The sequence below is a fragment of the Leifsonia sp. 563 genome (genome assembly GCF_040545055.1).
Lineage (GTDB): Bacteria > Actinomycetota > Actinomycetes > Actinomycetales > Microbacteriaceae > Leifsonia.
Genome location: NZ_JBEPLE010000001.1, coordinates 1,423,845 through 1,443,007, shown reverse-complemented (window position 1 = coordinate 1,443,007; position 19,163 = coordinate 1,423,845). Strand labels below are relative to the sequence as shown.

General features: G+C 71.6%; 25 protein-coding genes. 13 read left to right on the top strand and 12 right to left on the bottom strand.

What is annotated here, in order from left to right:
• The 3 genes from ABIC47_RS07070 to ABIC47_RS07060 all read right to left on the bottom strand — a co-directional run.
• On the bottom strand, positions 1-1,053 hold a 1,053-nt coding region (locus tag ABIC47_RS07070), incomplete at its 3' end, for a chaplin family protein (RefSeq protein WP_354478667.1).
• Positions 1,054-1,143: 90 nt separating this feature from the next.
• Positions 1,144-2,103 (bottom strand): hypothetical protein, encoded by a 960-nt coding sequence (locus ABIC47_RS07065; RefSeq protein ID WP_354478664.1) that lies wholly within the window; start codon positions 2,101-2,103, stop codon positions 1,144-1,146.
• A 51-nt stretch (positions 2,104-2,154) separates the two neighbouring features.
• On the bottom strand, positions 2,155-3,354 hold the full coding sequence (locus tag ABIC47_RS07060) for an MFS transporter (protein ID WP_354478661.1): 1,200 nt from the start codon (positions 3,352-3,354) through the stop codon (positions 2,155-2,157).
• Between the two features lie 123 nt (positions 3,355-3,477).
• Here ABIC47_RS07060 and ABIC47_RS07055 point away from each other — a divergent pair, with 123 nt between their 5' ends.
• The gene (locus ABIC47_RS07055; protein ID WP_354478658.1) at positions 3,478-3,930 is read left to right on the top strand and encodes a MarR family winged helix-turn-helix transcriptional regulator; all 453 of its coding nucleotides are present in this window, start codon (positions 3,478-3,480) and stop codon (positions 3,928-3,930) included.
• A 6-nt stretch (positions 3,931-3,936) separates the two neighbouring features.
• Here the strand turns inward: ABIC47_RS07055 and ABIC47_RS07050 are convergent, their stop codons facing one another.
• Positions 3,937-4,440 carry a hypothetical protein gene (locus tag ABIC47_RS07050; protein WP_354478655.1) on the bottom strand — a complete coding sequence of 168 codons (504 nt, stop codon included), beginning with the start codon at positions 4,438-4,440 and terminating at the stop codon, positions 3,937-3,939.
• 47 nt (positions 4,441-4,487) lie between these two features.
• On the opposite strand from ABIC47_RS07050, the gene ABIC47_RS07045 reads away from it, so the two are divergent.
• Positions 4,488-4,850 (top strand): nuclear transport factor 2 family protein, encoded by a 363-nt coding sequence (locus ABIC47_RS07045; RefSeq protein ID WP_089879578.1) that lies wholly within the window; start codon positions 4,488-4,490, stop codon positions 4,848-4,850.
• Positions 4,851-4,883: 33 nt separating this feature from the next.
• On the opposite strand, the gene crcB is transcribed toward ABIC47_RS07045, so the two are convergent.
• Genes crcB through ABIC47_RS07030 form a run of 3 tightly spaced genes read right to left on the bottom strand, consistent with a single transcriptional unit; the run spans position 4,884 to position 6,225 of the window.
• On the bottom strand, positions 4,884-5,261 hold the full coding sequence (gene crcB / locus ABIC47_RS07040; RefSeq protein WP_354478652.1) for a fluoride efflux transporter CrcB: 378 nt from the start codon (positions 5,259-5,261) through the stop codon (positions 4,884-4,886).
• On the bottom strand, positions 5,258-5,701 hold the full coding sequence (locus ABIC47_RS07035; protein ID WP_018189116.1) for a fluoride efflux transporter FluC: 444 nt from the start codon (positions 5,699-5,701) through the stop codon (positions 5,258-5,260). Before ABIC47_RS07035 ends, crcB begins: the two co-directional genes overlap by 4 nt.
• Positions 5,698-6,225 (bottom strand): universal stress protein, encoded by a 528-nt coding sequence (locus ABIC47_RS07030; RefSeq protein ID WP_354478648.1) that lies wholly within the window; start codon positions 6,223-6,225, stop codon positions 5,698-5,700. The genes ABIC47_RS07035 and ABIC47_RS07030 overlap by 4 nt, the downstream gene beginning before the upstream one ends.
• 85 nt (positions 6,226-6,310) lie before the next feature.
• On the opposite strand from ABIC47_RS07030, the gene ABIC47_RS07025 reads away from it, so the two are divergent.
• The 4 genes from ABIC47_RS07025 to ABIC47_RS07010 are packed head-to-tail and all read left to right on the top strand — an operon-like array spanning position 6,311 to position 8,750.
• A complete protein-coding gene (locus ABIC47_RS07025) occupies positions 6,311-6,739 on the top strand; it encodes a phage holin family protein (RefSeq protein ID WP_018189114.1) in 429 nt (142 codons plus the stop codon).
• Positions 6,736-7,014, top strand: coding sequence for a hypothetical protein (locus tag ABIC47_RS07020; protein ID WP_018189113.1), 279 nt, complete (start codon positions 6,736-6,738; stop codon positions 7,012-7,014). Before ABIC47_RS07025 ends, ABIC47_RS07020 begins: the two co-directional genes overlap by 4 nt.
• A complete protein-coding gene (locus ABIC47_RS07015) occupies positions 7,004-8,044 on the top strand; it encodes a YihY/virulence factor BrkB family protein (RefSeq protein ID WP_018189112.1) in 1,041 nt (346 codons plus the stop codon). Before ABIC47_RS07020 ends, ABIC47_RS07015 begins: the two co-directional genes overlap by 11 nt.
• A 49-nt stretch (positions 8,045-8,093) precedes the next feature.
• Positions 8,094-8,750: an NUDIX domain-containing protein gene (locus ABIC47_RS07010; RefSeq protein ID WP_354478643.1), complete on the top strand. Its 657-nt coding sequence runs from the start codon at positions 8,094-8,096 to the stop codon at positions 8,748-8,750.
• A 33-nt stretch (positions 8,751-8,783) separates the two neighbouring features.
• Here ABIC47_RS07010 and ABIC47_RS07005 read toward each other — a convergent pair whose 3' ends face one another.
• The 3 genes from ABIC47_RS07005 to ABIC47_RS06995 all read right to left on the bottom strand — a co-directional run bounded on the left by ABIC47_RS07005 (position 8,784) and on the right by ABIC47_RS06995 (position 12,472).
• Entirely contained in the window at positions 8,784-9,788 is a 1,005-nt protein-coding gene (locus ABIC47_RS07005) for a hypothetical protein (RefSeq protein WP_231371149.1), read from the bottom strand.
• A gap of 329 nt (positions 9,789-10,117) precedes the next feature.
• The gene (locus tag ABIC47_RS07000) at positions 10,118-11,794 is read right to left on the bottom strand and encodes a hypothetical protein (protein WP_354478640.1); all 1,677 of its coding nucleotides are present in this window, start codon (positions 11,792-11,794) and stop codon (positions 10,118-10,120) included.
• Positions 11,795-11,797: 3 nt separating this feature from the next.
• On the bottom strand, positions 11,798-12,472 hold the full coding sequence (locus tag ABIC47_RS06995; RefSeq protein WP_354478637.1) for a response regulator: 675 nt from the start codon (positions 12,470-12,472) through the stop codon (positions 11,798-11,800).
• Between the two features lie 114 nt (positions 12,473-12,586).
• On the opposite strand from ABIC47_RS06995, the gene ABIC47_RS06990 reads away from it, so the two are divergent.
• Both ABIC47_RS06990 and ABIC47_RS06985 read left to right on the top strand, forming a co-directional pair.
• Positions 12,587-13,300, top strand: coding sequence for a copper resistance CopC family protein (locus ABIC47_RS06990; protein WP_354478634.1), 714 nt, complete (start codon positions 12,587-12,589; stop codon positions 13,298-13,300).
• Positions 13,301-13,347: 47 nt separating this feature from the next.
• Entirely contained in the window at positions 13,348-13,491 is a 144-nt protein-coding gene (locus tag ABIC47_RS06985) for a hypothetical protein (RefSeq protein ID WP_018189106.1), read from the top strand.
• 4 nt (positions 13,492-13,495) lie between these two features.
• On the opposite strand, the gene ABIC47_RS06980 is transcribed toward ABIC47_RS06985, so the two are convergent.
• Complete coding sequence (locus ABIC47_RS06980) at positions 13,496-13,651, bottom strand: hypothetical protein (RefSeq protein ID WP_018189105.1); 156 nt, start codon at positions 13,649-13,651, stop codon at positions 13,496-13,498.
• Positions 13,652-13,786: 135 nt separating this feature from the next.
• Between ABIC47_RS06980 and ABIC47_RS06975 the strand changes: the two genes are divergently transcribed.
• The gene (locus ABIC47_RS06975) at positions 13,787-14,974 is read left to right on the top strand and encodes a MarP family serine protease (RefSeq protein ID WP_018189104.1); all 1,188 of its coding nucleotides are present in this window, start codon (positions 13,787-13,789) and stop codon (positions 14,972-14,974) included.
• Positions 14,975-15,027: 53 nt separating this feature from the next.
• Entirely contained in the window at positions 15,028-16,047 is a 1,020-nt protein-coding gene (locus ABIC47_RS06970; RefSeq protein WP_354478629.1) for an NADPH:quinone reductase, read from the top strand.
• Here the strand turns inward: ABIC47_RS06970 and ABIC47_RS06965 are convergent.
• Positions 16,031-17,287 (bottom strand): MFS transporter, encoded by a 1,257-nt coding sequence (locus ABIC47_RS06965; protein ID WP_354478626.1) that lies wholly within the window; start codon positions 17,285-17,287, stop codon positions 16,031-16,033. The genes ABIC47_RS06970 and ABIC47_RS06965 overlap by 17 nt on opposite strands.
• A gap of 89 nt (positions 17,288-17,376) precedes the next feature.
• Between ABIC47_RS06965 and ABIC47_RS06960 the strand changes: the two genes are divergently transcribed.
• From ABIC47_RS06960 to ABIC47_RS06950, 3 genes are read left to right on the top strand one after another with little or no spacing between them, the layout of a single operon-like run.
• A complete protein-coding gene (locus tag ABIC47_RS06960; RefSeq protein ID WP_018189101.1) occupies positions 17,377-17,922 on the top strand; it encodes a TetR/AcrR family transcriptional regulator in 546 nt (181 codons plus the stop codon).
• Positions 17,923-17,953: 31 nt separating this feature from the next.
• Positions 17,954-18,694 (top strand): AzlC family ABC transporter permease, encoded by a 741-nt coding sequence (locus ABIC47_RS06955; RefSeq protein ID WP_018189100.1) that lies wholly within the window; start codon positions 17,954-17,956, stop codon positions 18,692-18,694.
• Positions 18,691-18,996 (top strand): AzlD domain-containing protein, encoded by a 306-nt coding sequence (locus ABIC47_RS06950; protein WP_020076131.1) that lies wholly within the window; start codon positions 18,691-18,693, stop codon positions 18,994-18,996. The genes ABIC47_RS06955 and ABIC47_RS06950 overlap by 4 nt, the downstream gene beginning before the upstream one ends.
• The last annotated feature ends 167 nt before the right edge of the window (positions 18,997-19,163 follow it).

Here is a 19,163-nt window from a genome sequence, read left to right as displayed (position 1 = left end):
GGCAGCCGGAGCCGCCGTGTCCGAACCCGACGTCGTCGAGTCACCGACCACCGAGACCGCGTTACCGCCCGCCGTCACCGGCACAGCAGCATCGACCGGAGCCTGAACACCCGACAGGATGCCCCCATCCGAGCCAGAACCCGACGTGGTGCTCCCGCTACCGGCAGCCGGAGCCGCCGTGTCCGAACCCGACGTCGTCGAGTCACCGACCACCGAGACCGCGTTACCGCCCGCCGTCACCGGCACAGCAGCATCGATCGGAGCCTGGATGCCGGACAGCAGTCCGCCGTCCGAACCGGAACCCGAGGTCGCCGTGCTGCCGCTACCGGCAGCCGGAGCGGTCGTCTCCGAGCCCGAGGACTGCGAGTCGCCGAGGACGGAGATCGCATTGCCGCCGACCGTCACCGGCACTGCGGCGTCGATCGGAGCCTGGATGTCGGAGAGCAGTCCGCCGTCCGAGCCGGAGCTCGACGCCGTCGCCGACGAGCCGGAACCCGCGGCGGGCGCCGTGGCCGACGAATCGGTCGACGTCGAGTCGCCGAGGACCGAGATGGCGTTGCCACCGGCGGTCACCGGAACATCCACCGCCACAGGTGCCTGGATGCCCGACGCCACGCCGTCCGAACCATCGGAGGTGGCGCTCGCTCCTGAGTCGGCGGGCGCCGGAGCGGCAGCCGAATCGGATCCGGAACTGGTGGAGTCGCCGAGGACGCTCACCGAGTTCCCCGCCACCGTCACCGGGACGCTGACCGAGGCCACCGCCTGGTCGCCGCTGAGGACGCCGCCGATCGAGTCGGGCGAGATGGACACCGAGGGAGCCGCCGGTGCCGCCGGAGCCGCGGCCGTGGAGCCGCTGCTCGTCGAGTCGCCGAGGACCGAGATGCCGTTGCCCGAGAGGGACACCGGAACCGTGACGCCGACGACCGCCTGGTCGCCGCTCGCGACGCCGTCGCTGCTGGGAGCCTCGGCCGCGTTGGCCGCGGCCGTTCCGGCGAGCCACAGGCCGCCGACGCAGAGGGTGAACCACATCCCTCTGGATACGTACTTGTTCATGATCAAGCCTTTCGAATGAGTGTCTGCGCCCGGGCATGAGGATGCCGGGCGGATGGTCGCGTGCTGCCTCAGAGGGCAGCGGCGACCCACTCAGTCGGGGCTGATGTCGTGATCGGCGACGGGAGCCGCGGGGATGCGGTCATCCGCGGCAGCGCCGATGCGCCCGCTCCACGCGGAGCCGGGCAGGAGGAAACCGTCGGCCGTTGCGGTCGCACCGGGCGCAGCTCCGCCCGGGCCACCGGAACCACCGGTCGTACCGGCGGTCCCGCCACCGGGCAGACCACCGCCCGGCAGGCCACCGCCAGGAAGACCTCCGGGCGCGTCTGAGGGCGCACCACCGGCTCCGGCTCCAGACGGGGCGACGAGCCCCGCGCTCGCGACGAAGGACGTGGCACCGGTCGCGGCGAGCAGCCCGAGAGCGGCACCGGCCGGCACCGCTGCAGTGGCCGGACCGGCCGCTGCACCAGGCGAGAGAAGGGATCCGAGGAGGTCCGTACCGTCGGACACCGTGGTGCCCGGGTCGGGCACGGGAAGCGCGGCGGCGGGAGGAGTCAGCGGCGTCACGGCCGTGTCGACCGCGCCCACGACATCCGACACCGCCTGGTCGACGCCGCCGGTGACCGGCTGCGTGACCGATGAGACCGGGGCCGGCGGGAGGATGTCGTTGACGATCGGCACCTGCGCGACGACCTGGTCCACCACATCCACCACCGGGTCGACCGTGCTCGAGACCGGCGACTGCTCGACTACCTGGTCGACGGTGTCGGTGACCGGGGTCACGACCGCGGAGACGACCTGCTGCACGGGCTCGGGGACGGCCGGCGCGACGGCCGAGGTGACCGATCCGAGGACGTGTCCCACGGCTCCGGTCGCGTTCGATACGACCGCCGAGACGGGCGAGGACGGCGGGGCCGGTTCGGCCGCAGAGGCCGGCGAGCCTCCCATCAGGAAGCCGAGGACGGTCAGGCCGGCGCCGGCGATCAGAGAGCCGATCAGCACGCGCGCAGGGCTGACCTGACGCGGGTGCAGCTGCTGAGCAGCATCCGGCATACGATCACCCCCTGACCGTTCGAGACAAGGGGGACTGTACTCCGCCGTCTACTAGAACGGAAGCGATGCGTCCGAAGTCGCGATCTCGGCGCGTTCGTCGCGGGACGAACGGCGGGATGCCGCGGCTGCGATCGCGATGACGACGAGGGCACCCACCGTCATCGCGGCACCCACCCACAGGGGCGACGTGTAGCCGAGACCCGCCGCGATGGTGAGACCGCCCAGCCAGGCGCCCAGAGCGTTGCCGAGGTTGAAGGCGGCGATGTTCCCGCCCGAGGCGAGGGTCGGCGCGTGGGAGGCGTAGGAGAGAACCCGCAGCTGGAGGGCCGGGACGGTCGCGAAGCCGAACGCTCCCATGAGCACGAGGGCGATCACCGCACCGACCGGGATCCCGGCGACCAGGGCGAAGCCCACCAGCACGACCGCGAGAGCAGCGAGCAGCCAGAGCAGCGTCCCGTCGATGGAGCGGTCGGCCAGGCGGCCGCCGACCCAGTTGCCCGCGAACAGCCCGAGCCCGAAGAGGATGAGGAGCCACGGAACCGCGGACGAGGCGAACCCGGAGACGCCGGTGAGCGTGTAGGCGATGTAGGTGAAGGAGCCGAACATCCCGCCGAATCCCAGCACGGTCGCGGCCAGCGAGAGCCAGACCTGTCCGGAGCGGAACGCCGACAGCTCGCCGCGGAGACCGCCAGTCGGCCGGTCGCCGGCGTCGCGCGGCACGAGCAGGGCGACGCCGATCATCGCGGCCACTCCGATCACCGTGATGGCCCAGAACGTCGACCGCCAGCCGAACGCCTGGCCGAGGAGGGTGCCGAACGGCACGCCGAGCACGTTCGCGGCGGTGAGTCCGGTGAACATGACGGCGATGGCACGCGCCTGCTTCTCCGGAGCGACGAGACCGGCGGCGACCACCGAGCCGATGCCGAAGAACGCGCCGTGGCAGAGTGCGGCGAGGATGCGCCCGGCGAGCATGACGCCGTAGTCCGGCGCGATCGCCGAGAGCAGGTTGCCCACGATGAAGAGCACCATCAGCCCGAGCAGTGCCGCCTTGCGCGGGATGCGCGTGGCGGCGGCGGTGAGGCCGAGCGCGCCGACGACCACCGCGAGCGCGTACCCCGAGATCAGCCACCCGGCGGTCGCCTCGTCGACGTGGAAGTCGGCGGCGACCTCGGGCAGGAGCCCGGCGATCACGAACTCGGTGAGTCCGATGCCGAACCCTCCGAGTGCGAGGGCGATCAGGCCAGCGGGCATGGATGTCTCCTTCGGGATGCGGGGGTGGTGCGCTACTCTGTTAGTTGCAGACGCGCTATAAATACTTGCACGTGCAACTACTTCGCGCAACCCGTCTGCCGAGACGACCGGGAAGGGGCGCCCATGGGCATCGCCGACGACGCCGTGGAGGTGCGCGCGCACGGCTGGCGCACGCTCGCCGCGCTGCACGGGTACATCGAGGCGGAGCTGGAGCGCGAGCTGAGCAAGGCGGTGCAGCTGTCGGTCGTCGAGTACACGGTGCTCGACGCGCTGGCCCGCCAGGACGGCTGGCACATGCGCATGCAGCAGCTCGCCCGCGCGAGCGCCCTCAGCCCGAGCGCGACCACCCGTCTCGTCAACCGTCTCGAAGACCGCGGCCTGCTCACCCGCATCCTGTGCGACGACGACCGCCGAGGGATCTACACCGAGCTCACCGCGACCGGGCACGGCCTGCTCGACACCGCCCGTCCCGTCCACGACGCCGCGCTCTCACGCGCGCTCGACGGCGCGCGCGAGGTTCCGGAGCTCGCCCCGCTGGTGGACGCCCTCCCGCAGCTCAGCGCGCAGCCCGCCTGAACCGGGTCAGCGCAGCACCTCGACCAGAGCGACCCACGAGAACAGCACGGTCGTGACGATGGCCAGGATGGTGCCGACGGCCACCAGGATCAGCCCGAGCGGCAGCGTCGGCGCGAACACGAGCACGAGCCCGCCCACCGCGTAGACCGCGGGCGGAAGGGCGAACAGCGCGACCCGCTCCGCGGTGTAGCGGCGGAATCCGGTCTGGGCCGCATCCCGCTGCACCGCCACAGCGGAACGCACCACCACGACGGCGCACAGCGCGGTGCCGATGAGCACCTGGGCGCCGTACCCGATCGTCCCCTGACCCGGGATGAGCGCGGCGCACGACAGCGCGACGCCCAGGATCAGGCCGGCGATGGATGCTCCCGCGCGGGCCGCGAGTCCCCGCGACTCGGCGATGGTCCTGATGTTGACCGACAGGGCGACGATCAGCAGACCGCCGAGGGCGGCGCCCGCCCCGGCGACCGCGACATTGAACTCCGACCACGACGCGAAGGGCTCCTCCATGGGCGCCAGCGTAGCGGTGCCCAGCGGCCAGGGCGTATAACGGGGACATGGCCGACGCGCTCACCACCTGGATCGACCGCTACCGACGCGCATGGGAGAGCAACGAGCCCGACGACATCCGCGCGCTCTTCACCGAGGATGCCAGCTACCGCACCGAGCCGTTCGCCGAACCGTGGGACGGTCACATCGAGATCGTGGAGGGGTGGCTCGACGCCCAGGACGACCCGGGCGCTGCCACCTTCGAGTGGCGGCTCCTCGGGCAGGACGGCCCGGTGTACTTCGTCGAGGGCGTGACCGACTACCGCGACGGCCCGATCTACAGCAACCTGTGGATCATCCGGCTGGCGGAGGACGGCCGCGCCGAGGAGTTCACCGAGTGGTGGATGGAGCAGGAGCCCGACCAGGACTGACCCGGCACGCCGGTCCGCCGGATCCGGCGGTCGTCACGCGAGCTGACCGAGCCACAGGCCGAGTCCCGCTGCCGCGAGCGCCAGCACCAGCATCCCGACGCCGTTGAACAGTGCCGCCCGATAGCGTCGCTGCTGCGCCAGGCGGACCGTCTCGTAGCTCGCGGTGCTGAACGTGGTGTAGCCGCCCAGGAAGCCCGTCCCCAGCACGGCGCGCCACTCCGGAGGCAGGCTGTGGGCGAGCGCGAGCCCGGTGACCAGGCCGAGCAGGAACGATCCGGTGACGTTGATCACCGTCGTGCCGAGCGGGAACGAGACCCGCACCCGTGCCTTGAGGACGCCGTCGAGCACCAGCCGGGCGACCGCGCCCAGCCCGCCGGCCACCGCGACGGCGACCACCAGCAGCGCGGTCATCGGCCGCTCCGGTCGGCCCGGCGTCGCGCGATGCCGGACGCCAGGGCGATGCCCGCGACGGACGCGATGGCGCCGACGGCCACCGTGGCGACGGCGTACAGGATGCTGAGGCCGACACTCTGAGCGGCGATCAGGCCGTCCGTGTCCACCGCGAGCGAGCTGTACGTGGTGTACCCGCCGAGGATGCCGGTGCCGACGAACAGCCGGAGATCGCGCCGCCGGCCCTCGTCCGGTCCGCGCAACGCGAGCGACTGCAGGAGCCACCCGAGCACGAAGGCGCCCGTCACATTGATCAGGAACGTGATGAGCGGCACGCCCGCGACGGGCGGCACCGACAGCGTGAGCAGGTACCGCACGGCCGCACCGAGCGCACCCCCCACGAACACGAGCAGGATCGAGCGCCAGTGCAGGTGCACGGGCGCGGGCGCGCGGGTCGTCACGAGACCGGCGGCTCTTCCCACGGGAGCTTCTGGGCACCCGGAACCGGATTCAGCGGAACCACCACGACCGGGCGGTGCTGCCGATGCGCCAGGTGCACGCCGACGGAGCCGTTGAAGAACTCGCGCAGGCTGCCGCGCAGACCGGCCTCGCGCGTCCCGACGACGATGTAGCGCGCCTCCATGTCGTCCGCCAGCCGCGACAGCGACCACGCGGGGTCACCGGCCAGCTGCTGCAGGAAATAAGGGATGCCGCGACCGTCGAGGAACTGCCGGATGTGCGCCTCCAGGTCCGGGTCGAACCGCGTCTCCTCCGTCTCGGGGAGGTCCGGGTCGTACGGCAAGGCGACCACCGTTCCGTCGACGTAGCTCGAGACGAGGTACCGGTCCGGATCGACGTTGGCGCAGACGAGCGGGACGTCCAGGTCGTCGGCGAGACGGGCGGCCTCCTCCAGCACCGCGATCGGCTGACCGGGGACGACGGCCACCAGGATGCCACCCCGGCCGGAGAGCGCATTGCCGTTCATGCCCCTAGTGTGCACCATCCGGGTTCACTCGTACCGACGGGTGGGGTACGTTCGGCCATACAGCGTCCGAAGGGAGCCCGAACCGATGGCCCATACGCCTCCGCTGCCGCGCGAGCGCCGCCGCACCACCCGCGGACTCCGTCCGCTCCCTGAGCTGACGAAGGACCTCGTCGCTCAGCTGCGCCGCCTCGTCGCGTCGGAGATCGCCCTCTTCAAGGCGGAGATGACCGCCAAGGCGAAGGCGGCGGGGATCGGCGCAGGGCTTCTCGTCGGAGCCCTGCTGTTCCTGTTCTTCGCGTTCGGAGTGCTGGTGACCGCCGCCGTCCTCGGCTTCGCGCTCATCCTCCCCGCCTGGCTGGCGGCGCTCATCGTCGCGGGCATCCTCATCCTGATCGCCGTCGTTCTCGGCCTCATCGGCTGGAGCAGTCTGAAGAAGGGCGTCCCGCCGGTGCCCGACGACCTGGGCAGCGAGCTGAGCGCCGACGCGAAGGCCCTGAAGGGAGAGCAGCCGTGACCTCGGACACCACACCATCGGTGAGCCGCCAGGGCCAGCGCCCTGCCGGACGCCCGCCGCTCCCCAAGGGCGCCGGCATCAACTCGCTGAAGCTCGACTTGGAGGTGACCAGGGAGGAGCTCGCGACCACGCTCGACGACCTCTTCGCCACCTTCAACATCCGGGTGCAGATCCGGTCGCATCCCACGTTCTTCGTCGGGCTCTTCCTCGCACTGACCGGGGCGGCGGCGGGAATCGCTGCGCTCCTCCTGCGGAGACGCGGGCGTGCCCGCTGACCAGGGCGGCGTCGGGAGCGACCGCGCCAAGGCGGTCCGGCGGATCGAGGATCGCCACAGTCTGCCCTGGTACCGGCTGCCGTGGGGGTTCATCCTCAAGCGGACGATGCGCAGCTTCAGCACCGACCAGTGCACCGACCTCGCCGCCGGACTGACCTACTTCGCCGTTCTGTCGCTGTTCCCTGCGCTGCTGGCGCTCGTCAGCATCCTGGGCATCGTCGGTCAGAGCCAGGCCGGCATCGACGCGCTGTTCGGGATGGTCAACGAGCTGGCGCCCGGGATGACCGACGTCCTGAAGGGGCCGATCGAGGGCCTTGCGTCCTCTCCCGCCACAGGCTGGGCGCTGGTCATCGGAATCGTCGGCGCCGTGTGGTCGGCGTCGGGATACGTCGGCGGCTTCGGCCGGGCGCTCAACCGCGTGTACGGCGTGCCGGAGGGGCGCACGGCCCTGGTGCTCCGCCCGGTCCAGCTCGGCGTCACGCTGCTCACGCTGGTGCTGATCTCGCTGCTCGCCCTGATGCTCGTGGTGTCCGGCCCCGTGCTGTCGTTCCTCGGCGGCCTGATCGGGCTCGACGAGGCGTTCCAGGTGGCCTGGTCGATCCTCCGCTGGCCGGTCGTCATCATCGTCCTGGTGCTGCTGCTCGCCGTGCTGTACGCGTCGACGCCGAACGTGAAGCATCCGCGGTTCCGCTGGCTGACGCCGGGCTCACTCGCCGCGATCATCGTGCTCGGCATCGCGTCGGCCCTGTTCGCCTTCTACGTCGGCAACTTCGGCAACTACGACCGCACCTACGGCGCGCTGGCCGGCATCATCGTGTTCCTGCTGTGGATCTGGATCGCCAACAACGCTCTGCTGTTCGGCGCCGAGCTCGACTCGGAGGTCGAGCGCGCGCGGGAGCTCGTCGCGGGCATCGAGGCGGACGACGTGCTGCGGCTGCCGCTCAAGTCGGACAAGGCACTGCTCAAGGCTCGTGAGGCGCACGCGGGCGACATCCTCGCCGCGCGAGAGCTTCGCCGCCGCTACCGCTGACACCGGAGCCGGCGCCGGGGCTCGTCCCCCGCGAAGCTAGTCTCGAAGCATGAGCGACCAGCGACCCGGCCACGACCTCCCCGACGCACGCGGACGGTCGGGACTCCACCGGACCGGGCTCGACCTCGACGGCAACCCGGACGTCCGGGTGCGGGAGGCCGAGGTCACCTCCGACGGCTGGCACGTGCTCCGGCGCACCACCTTCGACTACCGCGGACGCGACGGACGGTGGACGACGCAGACGCGCGAGACGTACGACCGCGGCAACGGGGCCACCGTGCTGCTCTATGACCCGGCCGGCCGCACGCTCCTGCTGACGCGCCAGTTCCGCTTCCCCGTCTACGTCAACGGGCATCCGGACGGGATGCTGATCGAATCGGCGGCCGGGCTCCTCGACGGCGATTCCCCGGAGGAGGCGATCCGGCGCGAGGCGGCGGAGGAGCTCGGGGTGAGCATCGGCGAACTGACGCACCTGTTCGACCTCTACATGAGCCCCGGTTCGGTCACCGAGCGCGTGCACTTCTACGCGGCGCCCTACGTCCCCGCCGAGGTGGTCGGCGGTGGAGGTGTCGAGGAGGAGGGCGAGGAGATCGAACCGGTCGTCGTCCCCTACGACGAGGCGCTCGAACTGGTGGCGGACGGCCGGATCGCCGACGGCAAAACGGTCATCCTGCTGCAGTGGGCGGCGCTCAACCTCTTCGGCTGAGTCTGCAGACGCCCGATCGCGCCGACTGGGCGATCAGCCGTAACGGAGCGCGGGACCGTCCGACTTGAGGAAGTCGATGTGCAGGTGGTTGCACGTGTCGTCGAACGGCTTGAAGTTGGTGAGGTCCATGGAGGAGCGGCAGCCGATCTGACCGAGACCCGTGCCGTCCGGCACGATCGGGTCGAGGATCTTGATGAGCTGCACCGACTTCGCGTCGCCACCGGTGAGGGGCGAGCCGTTGAGCAGGTAGAAGTCGAGGGCGTGACCGCCGCCGTCGGCGTAGTGGGCGGACTCGGTTCCCGCTCCCTCGATCTGGCCGGTGCAGCGACGGTTGATGTCGCTGACGCCGACCTGGTTGAAGTTGTCGAGCGCGATCGAGATGGCCTGCAGAACGCGATAGTCGATCCCGCAGCCGGGGACCGCGCGGCCCTCGGCGAGGTCGGCGATCTCGGGGATGTGGTTCGGCGTCGAGCCGACCAGGCGACCGGCCGCGACCGCGCCCATGAGCTGGACGGCGAGAGCCTGGACCGTCGGAGACACCGTCGTGTTGGTGGTGGAGTCGAGCGCCTGCGGGCTCTCCTGGATGTCGAGGCCGTCGCGGGCGACCACCTGGGTCACACCGCCGCCGGTCAACGTCTGCACCGCGAGGGCGGTCCGCGCGGCACCGACCGTGGAGCCCTCGCCCGTCGTCGCGTAGGCCGGGAGTGCTGCAGTGCCGAAGAAGGCGGCCAGCGCCAGCATGACGACGGCGTGGACGCCCCAGCGCCGGCCCTCGGTGCGAGCCGGGCGGGCCGACCGCGGTGTCCGTGTGCGGCGCGGCGGACGGTTGGCGCGCTCCGCACGGGCGGCGGCTTTAGCGTCGCGTCGGTCGCGGGTCGGGCGCACGACGACGCGCTCGCGCTTCGCCGGCCGGCTGCGCTCGGCCTCGAGGGCGGCGCGGCGGCTCGGGAAGGTCTGCGTCGCGGTCAGTTCCTCGGCCGTGGTGAACGCGCTGACCGGGTCGTCCGACAGGTCGTGCTGCTGGTCCACATCCACCACGACGGGTGCCCTGAAACTGCGGCGAGGCCGCACTGAGGGAGTGGACTGGGGCAAGCTGCTGGTACTTCCTTGGCGAGACGGTCGGAGGATCGCGCCGGGGGGATGGGCGCGAAAGCGTACCGATCCTTTCTACCCGATTCCGCCTGGATGTTCCATCAATGCAGATGAATGGATCCCGGTCGGGGGCCCATCCCGCGCGTTCGGGTCACGCAGGGGCCCCCACCCGGGACCGGGGTCGGCGCCGTCGTCCGTCCTCTGAAAACGTAGGCGTCGCAACGGATCGCGGGGTGACGGGATACGGCTGGCACGACCGGCCGTTCAGCATCCGGTCAGGGGATGGCGACGGCCAGTTCGACACGCCCGGACCGTTCGCGGAGGGCGACCGTTCCGCGCTCCGACAGCTGCTTGAGACCGATCCCGGCCTCGGATGCGGCGAGCGCTCCGCCGGAGAGGACCACGACCTCGACGCCGCCGGACGCGGCCGGCCGCAGCTCCAGCGCGACCGGCGAGCCGTCGCCGTGCCGGACCGCGTTCGCGAGCCCTTCCGAGATCGCGTCGACCACCGCGGCGGTGCGCGACGCATCCCCCAGACGCTCCCAGACGCCGTCGCCGATGCCGACCGTCAGGCCGATGGCAGAGGACCAGCTGTCGAGCAGCGTCCGCACCTGCTCGGCCGCGTCCGGCTCGTCGTTGGCGCCGCGGAGGGCATCGCGCGCACGGCCGACGATCTCGGCCGTCCGTGCGCCGGCGTCGTTCGGGCCGGCGGAGACGGTCAGCGAGAGCGCCCCGGCGATCAGCTCGGACTGCACGCCCGCGTGCAGCAGCCGGGCGAGGGAGGCGCGCTCTCGCTCGTACTCGCTGCGGATCCGGGCGGCGGTGGCGATGTTGGACTGCAGCGCCGTCTCCAGCTCCGCCTGATCGAGACGCGTGCGGACGGCTAGAGAGCCCACGAAGGCCACCGCCACGGCGATGAGCGGGTAGGTCGCCGCCTCGAACCAGACGGACTCCGGCCGCACCCCCACGAGCAGGAGGGTCGTCTCGCCACTGAGCGCGAGCAGCACGCCCACCAGGGCGTAGATGCCGAGAAGAAGGAGCAACCGCACGACGGGCCGGTGCGGGAGGCGAAGCCGCGCGACCACGGTGTTGGCCACCAGGAGCACCACGAGACCGACGACGAGCGGCAGGAGGCTGATCGCTCCGAACAGGAGCACACCGAACGGCACCACCAGGGCGGAGAAGAGTGTGGCGGTCGCGATCGGCGGGGCGGCACGCATCCCGCCCAGGACGCTCACCGACCATTCCCGCGCTCCCGCCACTGCGCCTTCCGGCACCGCGTCCGGTGCGGGAGTGGCGTAGACGCGATGGCTGGCGGGCCGCACGACGTCCTCGGCGAGCGTCCGCAGCAGCCGGGCGGCCGCGGTCGGCTCCATCGGCCGGGAGGCGGCCGATGCCGCGGCCTCCTCCAGCGCCGCCACGACGCCGTCCACGGTATCGGCGCGCAACTGCCCGAGGCGCTCGGAGGCGTTCTCGACATCGAGCTGCGACGCGCGTTGCGCCGTTCGCAGCCGCCGGAAGACCCCGCGGTGCTCGCGGACGAGATCGACGCCGACGGCGATCAGCGAGAAGGCGACGACGAGGGCGACGACGTTGATTCCGATCCGGCCGGCCAGGTCGCCAGGCGCGACCGGGATGGAGAGGAGGCCGCCCGCCTCCAGGAAGAGGATGGGCCGGAGTCCACCCGCCACGGCGAAGAACGCGAAGACCACGACGGGTCGCGCCCGTCCGTGCACGACGCGAAGCAGTGCGGCGCCTGCGAGCAGCACGCCGCCGAGGATGGCATGGGCGAGACCCGAGACGGCGAACACCTCGAGCGGCCCGCCGCCGACGTACTGCAGCCCCGACATGACGGTCACCGCGAACGGGAGCGTGATGAGCCACGACCAGACGGTGATAGCCGACGGTCCGTAGACGCGTGCGAAGGAGCGACGGAAGTTCGTGAGCAGCACGGCTCAGAGCCCCGAGGCGGGATCGCCGAACGTCGTCGTGTAGAGCGTCGCGGCGGCGACGCGCGGTGTCGTGCGCTCACCGCCGAGCCCGAGCGCGGCGAACACCCGCTCGACGCTCTTCTCCACGGCGCGCACCGACACGCCCCGCCGCCGGGCGATCTCGGCGTTCGACAGGCCGGCGGCGAGCAGCCGGGTGGTCTCCAGCTGCGCGGCGGTCAGCCGGAGCAGCCGCGTCTGGGCGTCCGAGGCGGCGAGGTCACGAGACACCGGCCGATCGGCGAGCACGGCCTCCGCCGCATCCACCAGCTCGTCGACCGATTCGACGGCGGCCTTGTTGACGAACGAAGCGCCGGCGACAGTGCTCTGCGCCTGCGCGGAGGCGGCCTCACGGGACAGGTTGCTCAGGAAGAGGATGGCGATGTGCGGGGCACGGGTGCGCAGGATGGAGGCCAGCTCGACGCCGTTGGGACGCTGGCGGAGGTCGATGTCCGTCACCAGAAGGTCCGGATCGAAGGCGTCCGCCAGGGCGAGGGCCTCCGGAGCGGACTCGGCGGACGCGACCTCGAAACCCCGCGCGCGGAAGGCATCGGAGACCAGGGAGCGCATGAGTGCGTGATCCTCCACCACGAGCGCGCGCCGGAGCCAGGTGCTCTCCCCCGCCCGACCAGACTCCGCCACCCGGCCAGACTAACCCGACACGCCGGGCGTTCCCGCTGGTCCGGCGGCCCGCGTTGTGGTCCCGTTCGCCCCGCGTACGCCACCCCCGCAGGACCGCAGCGTAGGGTTCTCGGCATGACGACCAGGCTGCTTGCCGCGGCCGCCGGCATCGCCGCGGCCGCCGTTCTCGCGCTCGCTCCCGTGTCCGCAGCATCGGCCCACGACTACGTGGTCGGCAGCGACCCGGCCGCCGGCTCCACGGTGACGACGGCACTCGACACGGTGACCGTGACCTTCAACGACCGCGTGCTCGACCTCTCGGGCACCGGATCGACGAACCTGCTCACGGTGACCGGCCCCGACGCGGGGACCCGTCATTTCGAAACGGGATGCGCCACTGTCGTCGACACCACGCTCAGCGCGCCGGTCGCCCTCGGCGGGGCAGGTCAGTACACGGTCACGTACCAGATCGTGTCGGCCGACGGCCACACGGTCTCGTCGTCCTACCCGTTCACCTACCAGCCGCCGTCCGGCGCCGCGGCGGCCGCGGGCTCAGAGACACCCGGCTGCGGTGCGGGAGGGTCGACAGCGCCGGCAACGACGGGCCCGACGGCGCCGACCCCGCAGGCGGGCTCCGGGCCCACCGCGACGGCCGCCGCATCCACTCCGCAGCCGACGACGCAGGCCTCCGGCACCGACCTGGGCCTGGTGATCGGCATCGCCGTCGCCATCGTCGTGCTGGCGGTCATCGGTGTCGTGATCGTCCTCCTCACCTCTCGGCGCCGCCGCCCTTCCGCCACGGATGCGGACGACGACGCGCACTTAGAGAGCTCTCAGGACGATCTCTGAGGCGGATGGGGCTTTCGGCTCCTGAGTTGCTGGCGTAGCGTTCGCGCATGGCCAGACAGACGACCGACCAGCAGACCGAGGACTTCCCGGACGTCGTGCCCGAGGAGCAGATGGATCCGGACATCGTCCCGGCTCCCCAGCCCGCGCCCGACTCCGTCGATGACGGCGACGAGGAGGACGGCCGCCTCTGAGCGGCTAGGGCGCCTCGCCCTCGCCCGACTCCTCAAGCTGTCCGTGCTCCGAGTCGTGCGCCGTCAGATCGGCGCTCGTGTACTGGCGCTCGCCGGCGTCGAGGTCCTCGCGCTCGTCGTCGCCGTTCGCGATCGGCTCGTCGGATCGGGATCCGGGCATGGGGTGCTCCTTCGTCTCGGGATGCGGTGGAGCTTCGAACGGTAGACCTGCGCCACCCGCGCCGACAGGGGATCGCCAGCCGCCGCAGAGCCGCGGTTGAGCGGGCGTCCAGTCTTCTGGGGCAGGGTATGCCCCGTGGAGATCGTTGTCGACGTCGTGCTCGTGGTGCTCGGCATCCTCGCGATCGCGGCCGGTTGGAGCAAGGGCGCCATCCGTTCGGCCGGCACCCTCGTGGGTCTCGGGCTCGGTCTCTGGCTGGGGCTGACCATCGCCCCCATCGTCGTCGGCTGGTTCGCCGACTCCGGTTTCGGCGGGGTCACGCAGCGGTCCGTCGTGGCGGCCGTCGTCATCATCGTGTGCGCGGGCGTCGTGTACGCGATCGCGGGCGCCCTGGCGAGCATCATCGGCAAGCTCCTGCGCCACGGCCCCATCCGCTGGCTCGACTCCCTCGTCGGTGCCGTGCTGGGCCTGGCAACCTGGGCCGTCGTGGTCTGGCTGCTCGCCGGGTTCGCTCTGGCGACCAACCTCGCGACCGTCGTCCAGGCGGCGAACTCCTCCCGGGTCGTCTCGACCCTCAACAGCATGGCCCCGCTACCGTCGTCGACCGTGCTCGGCGCGGTGGACGACGCCCTCGCCGGTGCCGGGCTCCCGAAGGTGTTCGAGGGCGGCGAGACCATCAAGGCGGTCCCGGCGCCGGACGGCTCCGTGCCCGCCGCCGTCTCGGCCTCGGAGCAGTCGGTGGTGACGGTGCTCGCCTCCAAGCCCGCCTGCGGTGTCGACTCCGAGGGCAGTGGATGGGTCGTGCAGCGCGGTCGTGTCGTGACCAACGCGCACGTGGTCGCCGGTTCCTCCTCCATCGTCGTGCGGATGTCCGGGAGCCCCGACGTCGAGCGCGCGACCCTCGTCGCCTTCGACCCGTCCCGCGACCTGGCAGTGCTCGACGTCACCGACCTGACCGCTCCGGCGCTCGACATCGGACCGGATCTGACCGCCGGCGCCGCCGCGTTCGCCGCCGGGTACCCGGGCAACGGGCCGTTCACCATCGCACCGCAGCGCGTCCGCGATCGGGTGGTCGCGCGCGGCACCGACATCTACCAGAGCGGCTCGGTCGACCGCGACATCTACTCGCTGCGCGGCGTCGTCCGTCCCGGCAACTCGGGCGGCCCACTGCTCGACTCCGATGGCCGGGTCGCCGGGGTCGTGTTCGCCCGGAGCGCGACGAACCCCGACACCGGCTACGCGCTGACCCTCGCCGAACTGCGGCCGGTGCTCTCGTCCGTCGGCTCCGCACCGATCAGCTCCGGAGCCTGCTCGGCGGGCTGACACGCGCCTGAGCCGCTCTCCCGTCGCGCCGTTCGCCGTGGTTGGCTTGTGACATGAAGGCTGTGAGCTACTCCTCCACCGGCGAATCCGACGTGCTGACCCTCGGCGAGCGCGAGGAGCCGCACCCCGGGCCGGGTGAGGTGCGCGTCCGCATCCACGTGTCCGGTGTGAACCCCACCGACTGGAAGGCGCGGCGGGGCAGCGGCCCGGCGGAGCTTCCCCGCCCGCAGGTGCCGAACCAGGACGGCGCCGGCGTCGTCGACGAAGTCGGCGAGGGCGTCACGGCCTTCCGTGCGGGCGACCGTGTGTGGGTGTGGGATGCCGCCTATCAGCGTCCCGACGGAACGGCGCAGGAACTGGTCGTGCTTCCCGAGAAGCTGGTGGTCGCCCTGCCCGATGGCGTCAGCTTCGACGAGGGTGCGTCGTTCGGCATCCCGGCGCTCACCGCCCATCGCGCGCTGACCTCGTACGAGCACGCCCCGGCGGAGCTCTCCCCCGGCTCGCTGGAGGGCCGCACCGTGCTCGTCGCCGGAGGGGCGGGCGCCGTCGGCCACGCCGCCATCCAGCTCGCCGTGTGGGCGGGCGCCACGGTCATCGCGACCGTCAGCAGCCATGAGAAGGCGGAGCTCGCGCGAGCCGCCGGCGCGCACCACGTCGTCAACTACACCGACCCGGACACCGCGGAGGCCATCGGTGCGCTGGCGCCCCGCGGCGTGGACATCGTCGTGGAGGTGAACGTGATCGCCAACGCGGCGCTCGACGTGAAGGTCACCGGCCGCAACGCCACGATCGCGAGCTACGCAGACGCCCCCGGAGCGGAGGAGGTGACCATCCCCGTCCGCCCGAGCATGTCGAAGAACCTCCGCTGGCAGTTCGTGCTCACCTACACGGTGGCTCCGGAGAACAAGGAGGCCGCGGTGCGGGCCGTCGCCGCCGCTGCCGCCGACGGCGCACTGCGTGTCGGCGAGGAGCACGGCCTCCCGATCACACGCTTCCCGCTCGATCAGACGGCCGCGGCCCACGACGCCGTCGAGGACGGCATCGTGGGCAAGGTACTCATCGACGTGGCTTGATGGCCTGGACGACGAGCGCGACCACCGAGGCGACGGCGATCGCCGCGGCGTAGCCGAGCACCGTCGGCAGCAGCCCGATCGCGGTGATCAGCTCGCCGGCGACCAGCGCGGGAACGCCGTAGGCGAGGTAGCTGACGAGGAACACCCCGGCGAAGAGCTCCGCCCGCTGGTCGTTCGGCGCGAGCGGGGCCAGGATGCGGAGGACCGCCGCGAAGCCGGCGCCGAAGCCGCCGCCCGCGATGGTCGCCCCCACGAAGAGCAGCGCGAGGATGCCCGCGCTGATCCCGATGGCGGCGAGCGCCACACCGACGAGGATCGCGGCCATCGCCCAAACGGCCGTGATCCTGGCGGGAGCGCGGGTCAGCAGCAGGGCGGCGACGGCTCCGACCGCCGGCGGCACGGCGACGATGGCACCGTTGAGGAGTCCGCTGTCGAGGTGGAAGACGCCGTGCAGGATCGACGGCGAGAGTCCGATGAAGAGGCCCGCCAGCATCCACGTCGCCAGGAAGAGCGGGATGGCGCGAACGAACTCCGCGCGGGCGGGCAGCGGCACGAACAGGCGAGGGATCAGCGACCGCACCGCCCCGGGCCGACGCTCCACCGTCTCCGGCGACACCGCGATCACGACGATGCCGGCGGCGAACAGCAGAGCCAGCGCGACGAACACGACGATCGTGGGCTGCGGCACGAACTGCACCGCGAGCCCGGTCAGGAAGGCTCCGATGGCGATGCCGCCGACGGGCGCCGTACTGCCGATGGTCGCGCCCAGCTTCTTCTGGCGCTCGGGAGCGAGCTCCACCAGGGCTGCGGTGAAGGTGCTCATCGCCGCACCCGTGGCGACGCCCTGCACGGAGCGAGCGCCGATGATCCACCCGATGTCGGGAGCGAACAGGAAGATCAGCATCGCCACCACCTGCAGCGCGAGCGCACCGATCAGGACCGGCCGCCGGCCGATGTGGTCGGAGAGCGACCCGGCGATGAGGAGTGTGATGAGGAGCGTCACGGCGTAGATCGCGAACGCGACCGTGAGCAGCCACGGCTGGAAGCCCCACTCCTGCTCGTACAGCACGAACAGCGGGCTCGGAGCGCCGACCGCCAGGGCGACAGCGACGAAGGCCAGCGCGGTGCCCGCGAACGCCGCCGCAGGACGGAGCCGGCGGGGGCCGGCACCGCCCGTCGACCGGGCGGGCCGGACGGCGAGCATCCCGCCCGTGGGGAGGGTCTCTTCGGCTGTGGTCATGTCGAGCTCCTTAAAGCAAACTTGATTGCTTTAGCGACTATACGAGGGGATGTGGGATAAAGCAACGAAATTTGCTTTAAGCTATTCCCATGGAAACTACGACCACTCCGTCGAAGCGGACGGGCGGACGCAGCGCCGCGGTCATCCACAACGTGCGCACCGCCGTCGAAGAGCTCGTCGAGGAAAAGGGCCAGGACCGCGTCACCGTTCCGATGATCGCCGAGCGCGCCGGCGTCAACCCGACCAGCATCTACCGCCGCTGGGGCGACCTCCCGACCCTCATCAACGACATCGCCACCTACCAGCTCAACCCCGAGCGACCCCTGCCCGACAACGGCGACCTGCAGCGCGACCTCACCGCCTGGGCCTCCGAGCTGGTGGAGCACTACCGCAACCCGGTCAACGCGGCGCTCCTCCGCGGCGGCGCCTCGGCGGCCGGCGAGCGACAGTCGAACTGCCTCCGCAACCGGCGCACCGAGGCGGGCCTCATCCTGCAGCGCTATCCGGACTCCCCCGTCACCGACGACGACATCCTCGACGTCGTGGTCGCGCCGATCATCTACCGCGTCATCTTCGTGCCCTGGACGCTCGAGGACTCCACCGCCGAACACCTGGTCGAGCGACTGTTCCGCTAACTCAACCGCCACCCGGTAATGTCGGGAGGCGATGCGCCAGGAACGGACCAGCGAGGAACGCGCCGCGGCCCGCTCCGGCTGGGCCGTCGGGATCGCGACCGCCGTCTACGGCATCTCCTTCGGCGCCCTGGCAACGGCTTCCGGGCTCGACGTCTGGCAGACCTGCGTGCTCAGCCTGGTCATGTTCAGCGGTGGCTCGCAGTTCGCCCTCATCGGCGTGCTCGCCTCCGGCGGAGCCGCGGCCGGCGGCACCGCGATCATCAGCGCCGCGCTGCTGGGCGTGCGCAACTCCTTCTACGCCCTGCGGCTGTCGCGCATCATCGGGCCGGGATTCTGGAAGCGAGCTGCCGCGACCCAGCTGACCATCGACGAGTCCACCGCCGTCGCGACCGCCCAGAGCGAGCCGCGCGCGCAGCGCATCGGGTTCTGGATCACCGGCCTCGTCGTGTACATCGGCTGGAACCTGATGACACTCGCCGGCGCGCTCCTGGGCGACCTGATCGGCGACGTGAAGGCCTACGGGCTGGATGCGGCTGCGGCCGCCGCATTCCTCGGCCTGCTCTGGCCCCGGCTGAAGGCACGCCAGACGCAGGCCGTCGCCGTCGCCGGCGGATTCGTCGCGACCCTGCTCACCCCATTCCTCACGCCCGGCCTGCCCGTGCTGGCGGCGGCGGTCGTCGCCATCGTCGTCGGCGTCCTCAACCTGTTCGGCCGGCGGAACGACCCACCGCATCCGGAAGCGGTGCCCATGGAACGGGAGGTGGAGCCGTGACCACCTGGCATGTCATCCTGCTCGCCTCGATCTGCGTGCTCGGGCTCAAGGCCGTCGGCTGGATGGTGCCGCCGAAGGCGCTCGACCACCCGACGGTCGCGCGGGTGAGCGACCTCCTCACGGCCGCGCTGCTCGCCGCGCTGATCTGCGTGCAGACCCTCGGGGCCGGCCAGTCGCTGCAGCTCGATGCGCGGCTGCCCGCCGTCGCGATCGCGGCCGGACTCTACGCGCTCCGGGTGCCGTTCATCGTCGTCGTGCCGGCGGCTGCGGTGGTCGCAGCGCTCATCCGGCTGTTCACCTGACCCGCCTTGGGCGCTCAGTCGTAGCCGAGGATGACGACGTCGTCGTCGGTGCGTTCCTGGTCGACTGCGGCACTGGGGGTCATGCAGGGATGCTAGGGCGGCGGAGCAGGCGCCGCCGATGTACATGACGTCCATCGCGCCGCATGTTCCCGACGCGGTGTACAAAA